Raw genomic sequence first — 1,060 nt, 5'->3', positions numbered from 1 at the left:
TCTGGTCCTCGGGGTCGGCTCGGGTGGCGGCCCCGCGCAGTGGGCGGCCGCCGGAGTGCCGTACGGCGAGCGTGGTGGACGCACCGACACGGCCTTGGAGCTGTTGCCGGCCCTGCTGGCCGGTGAGCGGGTGCGGCTCCCGGATGAGACGGGCGGGCCCGAGGTCGAGCTGGCCCCGCCCGTACCGGCGCCGCCGTTCTGGGTCGGTAACGCGTCCGCGGTCGCCCTGCGGCGAGCCGCGCGGCTCGGCGACGGCTGGTTTCCCTCGCTGGTGCCGCCGCGGGAGGTGGCCACCGGCGCGGCCCGGCTCGGCGAACTCTCCGCACGCCACCGAAGGCCCGTCCCGGTGATCGCCATCGGCGTGACGGGCGTCCTGGGGGCCGGCCCGGGGGTGCCGACCCGGGCGGAGATCGCCTCCTCCATCAGCAAGGGGTACGGGCGGCCGTTGGACCAGGTCATGTCCATCCCGGTCACCGGCTCACCCGCCGAGGCGGCCGAGCGCCTGGCCGCCTACCGCGACGCCGGGGCCGAACACGTCGTCATCGGCCTCGCCGGCGGAGACTGGCGCCGACAGTGCGAACTGCTCGCGGAGGTCCGGGCGGCACTCACCTGACCCGCCTTCCCGGAGACCACCCCACCGGAGCCGAACACGTCGTCACTGACGGAAACCGACGCCAGCACCGCGAACCCGCAAAGATCCCGGCCCTCCGAAGACCACCCCGCTCAGCAACGTTGGAGGTCGGGGAGTCGGCCTGCGAAGAACGCTCCGGGCGGCACGCCCATCATGCTGCGGAAATCCGCGGTCATGTGGGACTGGTCGTAGTAGCCGGTGGCCGCGGCGAGCTGGGCCAGCCCCGGTGAACGACCGCCGTGGGCGAGCGCGTCGCGGAGGCGGGCGATGCGGGCGAAGGCCTTGGGCGTGAGCCCGGCGTCCTCGGTGAGCAGGTCGCGGAGGTGGCGTTCGCTGACGCCCATCCGCCGGGTGAGGTCGCTCAGGCGCTCCCGCCCGCGGTCCGACAACGCCGTGGCGGCGGCGCCGACCAGGCCGTCGCGGTCGTCG

The 1,060-nt window shown here is 75.2% G+C and carries 2 protein-coding genes; one reads left to right on the top strand and one right to left on the bottom strand.

The window, feature by feature from the left end:
* Positions 1-613, top strand: a 613-nt coding sequence (locus tag ACFFNX_RS50935) for an LLM class flavin-dependent oxidoreductase (protein WP_378213712.1), incomplete at its 5' end; no start/stop codon positions are given.
* A gap of 110 nt (positions 614-723) precedes the next feature.
* Here ACFFNX_RS50935 and ACFFNX_RS50930 read toward each other — a convergent pair.
* Positions 724-1,060: helix-turn-helix transcriptional regulator (locus ACFFNX_RS50930; RefSeq protein ID WP_378213711.1), on the bottom strand; the 337-nt coding region annotated here is incomplete at its 5' end.

The sequence above is a fragment of the Actinoallomurus acaciae genome (assembly GCF_042429965.1).
Classification (GTDB): Bacteria; Actinomycetota; Actinomycetes; order Streptosporangiales; family Streptosporangiaceae; genus Actinoallomurus; species Actinoallomurus acaciae.
Note: the sequence above shows the minus strand (reverse complement) of the source record. Positions and strands in the feature narration are given on the sequence as shown.